Origin of the sequence: Mesorhizobium sp. M7A.F.Ca.CA.002.15.2.1, assembly GCF_003998715.1 — a bacterium.
GTDB lineage: Bacteria > Pseudomonadota > Alphaproteobacteria > Rhizobiales > Rhizobiaceae > Mesorhizobium > Mesorhizobium ciceri.
Genome location: NZ_RZPI01000702.1, coordinates 1 through 2820, shown reverse-complemented (window position 1 = coordinate 2820; position 2820 = coordinate 1). Strand labels below are relative to the sequence as shown.

The window sequence follows — 2820 nt, the reverse complement described above, 5'->3', positions numbered from 1 at the left end:
GCCGTCGCGCAGGTCGGCGGCGAGATCGTCGAAGATCGCGTCCTTGGGCGGTTCGATCTCCTCGAGCAGCTGTTCCATCAACTGGTCATCATGGTCGGCCAGCGTCTCCAGCATCGAGAAACGCGCTTCGAGCTCGCGCGCCTTCTCGTCGCCGGGAATCTGCGCCACCTCGCTTTCGGCATATTCGCGATAGATGTAGGCGCGCTCCAGCGCCAGGTCGATCGAACCAATGACGACGCCGTCCTTGCGCAGCGGAATCTGGCGCAGCAGCAATGGCACGGCACTGGCCGGCTGCAGCATCTTCAGCGTGTCGCGCACGCCGGTGATTGCCTTGTCGACCTTGTTGAGAAACAGGATGCGCGGCACGCCGAGATCGTCGAGCTTGCGCATGATCAGTTGCAGGGCAGGGATCTTCTTTTCATCGGCCTCGGCCACGACCACCGCGAGGTCGCAGGCGGCCAGCACCGGTTCGGCTTCGAAAGAGAATTCGATGGAGCCGGGACAGTCGACGAAGGTGATCTGCTCGCCCATGAATTCGGTGGTGGCGATCGTCGCCTCGACGCTCATGGCGTGGGCGCGCGCCTCGGGCGAATGATCTGAAACGGTGTTGCCTGATGAAACGGGATTTTGTCGGGGAATTGAGCCCGTACGGGCCAATATGGCTTCGAGAAGTGTCGTCTTACCGCTTGCGAAGGGACCGACTATGGCAATGCATTTCGGTCCCGTGCGTCGTCCTCCGGCGCGAGTACCCATGACTGACCTCCACTCAGGCGTTTCCCGTAGGACCGACTGGCATGCATGGTTCAGGCGTGGTCAATCGGTCCTGAGCGGCGGCCGGCCTGTTCGACCGTCGCGGGCGGGGTTCTTTTCAAGTCCACCTGCCCAAAGCCATCGTCCCACTTGTTTGCCGGCAGGGCAAGGAAAATAGAAATCCTTTGCTCGGCCGTGGACCCGTGCTGGCCATATAGGGGGCTGGCAGCCGGAAGCTGTTGCACGTCGGCCGATATCGGCGGAAACTGAAGCTGGCGACCCGTCGCCCGCTGTTTTGAAGGACCATCGACCCATGAAGATCATTGCCTGCGGCAGCGTGCCGACCGTCATCGCGCCGGAAAAATACTTCACCGGCCGGGTGCTGCAGACGCCGATCATCGAGAAAGAGGCGCCGGCGCGGCTGCGAGCCACGCTGGTCAGCTTCGAGCCGGGCGCGCGCACCCACTGGCATACGCATCCGCTTGGCCAGACGCTCTACGTGACGGTGGGCGCCGGGCTTGCCCAGACGTGGGGCGGCCCGATCCAGCAGATCAGGGCGGGCGACGTCATCTCGTTCGCGCCTGGCGAAAAACACTGGCATGGCGCGGCGCCGAAATCGGCGATGACGCATATCGCCATGCAGGAGGCGCTCGACGATGTCCATGCCGACTGGCTGGAAGCGGTGACATCGGAACAATATGACGGCTGAATGCTCAGTCCGCAGGAACCCGGCTTCTATTCCAGCCGCAACATTTTCAGAAGAGGGCGACTCGCGGCGAGTCCCGTACCATGGCGCAGGCCATACTCAGTCGCCGGATCGACAGCGCCATGCCGCCCGTTCAACTGACCGTCGGCCAGTAATTTGCGAAACTCACGTCCGGACATAGCCATGTCAAAGCACCGTTTGCCCCTGGTCGCCGCTGTCTATCTTGGTTCGTTCGTGGCTCTGCTCGACGTCAGCATCGTCAATGTCGCGCTGCCGACCATCCAGCAGGCGTTGCAAACCGATTTCGGCGGCCTGCAATGGGTGGTCGACGCCTACACGCTGTGCCTGTCGGCCTTCATGCTGTCGTCCGGCCTGATCGGCGACCGCTATGGCCGCAAGCGCTCATGGCTGGCCGGCGTCGGCATCTTCGTGGCCGGCTCGCTGATCTGCGCCGTCGCGCCCAATTTGCCGGTGCTGCTGGCCGGCCGGGTCGTACAGGGCATCGCCGGCTCGCTGCTCATTCCAGGCGCGCTGTCGATCCTGACGCAAGCCTTTCCCGATGCGCGCCAGCGCGCCGGCGTCATTGGCGGCTGGGCGTCGTTCGCCGCCACCTCTCTGCTCGTTGGTCCCGTCCTCGGTGGCATCCTGGTCGAGACCGTCGGCTGGCAAAGCATCTTCCTTATCAACCTGCCGCTTGGTCTGATCACGATCGCGCTCGGTGCTGCTTCGATCAACGAGACGGCGCATCCCGAACATGCCCATCTCGATCTCGTCGGCCTGGCTCTCAGCATCCTGTGGCTGGGGGCGCTGACCTTTGGCCTGATCTCGGCCGGCGAGAATGGTTGGGGCGAGCCAAGGACGGTCACGGCGCTCATCGCAGGTGTCGTCGGCCTGGGTGCTTTCCTCGGCTTCGAGGCGCGCACGGCACGGCCGATGCTGCCGCTTGGCCTGTTCCGTGACGTCCGCTTTGCCGTCGCCAATGTCGCTTCGTTCGCGCTCGGCTTCACCTCCTATTCCAGCGTCTTCTTCTTCTCGATGTTCCTGCAGCAGGTGCAGGGCTGGTCGCCGACGCAGACCGGCCTGCGCATGGCGCCGGCCTTCATCGTCCAGATCGTGGTGTCGCCGTGGATCGGCAGGCTGAGCGCGCGCTATGGTCACTCCGCGCTGATGAGCATCGGCTATGTTGCTATCGGCCTGTCCATGCTCGGCATGTGCTGGGCCGGTCCTTCGACGTCCTACGCGATGCTGTGCCTTCTGTTCGCCATCGGCGGCCTCGGCAATGCGCTTGCAATCCCGACCGGCAGCGCTGCCGCCATGTCCTATGCGCCGACACCATGCCCGAGCGTTCGCGCGGCGCATAGGAC

Annotated in this window: 3 protein-coding genes; 2 read left to right on the top strand and 1 reads right to left on the bottom strand. The window is 64.0% G+C overall.

What is annotated here, in order from left to right; genetic code table 11:
• A partial coding sequence (locus tag ENZ74_RS27840) for a GTP-binding protein (protein ID WP_127313148.1) occupies positions 1–753 on the bottom strand: 753 nt, incomplete at its 3' end.
• Positions 754–1063: 310 nt separating this feature from the next.
• Between ENZ74_RS27840 and ENZ74_RS27835 the strand changes: the two genes are divergently transcribed.
• Positions 1064–1459 carry a cupin domain-containing protein gene (locus tag ENZ74_RS27835; RefSeq protein ID WP_024504148.1) on the top strand — a complete coding sequence of 132 codons (396 nt, stop codon included), beginning with the start codon at positions 1064–1066 and terminating at the stop codon, positions 1457–1459.
• A 180-nt stretch (positions 1460–1639) separates the two neighbouring features.
• Positions 1640–2820: DHA2 family efflux MFS transporter permease subunit (locus ENZ74_RS27830; RefSeq protein WP_127313147.1), on the top strand; the 1181-nt coding region annotated here is incomplete at its 3' end.